This window comes from Thiolapillus sp. (genome assembly GCF_048562965.1).
GTDB lineage: Bacteria > Pseudomonadota > Gammaproteobacteria > Chromatiales > Chromatiaceae > Thiolapillus > Thiolapillus brandeum_A.
Window position 1 is genome coordinate 1 of record NZ_JBHNMF010001426.1, and the last position, 630, is coordinate 630.

Here is a 630-nt window from a genome sequence, read left to right on the forward strand (position 1 = left end):
GCCTTCGTGGGCCTCCAGGAAGGCGGAAAACTGCTTCAGGGGCTGCTTGCCTTTACCCGGCGTGGCAAACACAACAGGCTCCTGGCGCTTTTCCGTGTCGATGAAGACCGTCGCATAGTTGTGCCCCCGCTTGCTGGCGGCCTCGTCCAGCCCAACAGGCTTGATGTCGGACAGATTAAACGGTGAGACCGCCTTGCCTACATAGTGCTCCACGATACGCCACAGCCGCTTGTCGGTGATCTCGATGATGCGGGCCGCCGCATTGACCGACATCTCCCAAACCAAGGCCAGGGCGGCCTGCTCGAACAGCAGCGTGAAGGCGCTGCCCTTGCGCGCCCAGGGCACCTCGACCCGTTTGACGCCATGCTCCTGGCATTTCACGCGCGGCACGGAAGCATGGATATAGCAGTGATGCTGGAAAAAATTCAAGTGCCACCAGGTTTTCTCCTGGAAGTCATGGGCAGAACAGGCCTGGCCACACACCGGGCAGGGGTACTTGGCACCCCGTTAGGCTTTCACTTCCAGGTGCAGTTCATGCGGCTGCTTGTCCATGTCCAAGCGCTGCTCCACCAGTTTCCAGGGTGCCTCTATGCCAAGACCCAATAGCAGAATCTGATTGCAGTCCATTCC

At 59.5% G+C, this 630-nt stretch carries 1 pseudogene; it reads right to left on the minus strand.

The annotated features are described in order from the left end of the window. Positions 1–627, minus strand: a pseudogene (locus ACOCD2_RS24740) (helix-turn-helix domain-containing protein); the annotation flags it as partial. Between the last annotated feature and the right edge of the window lie 3 nt (positions 628–630).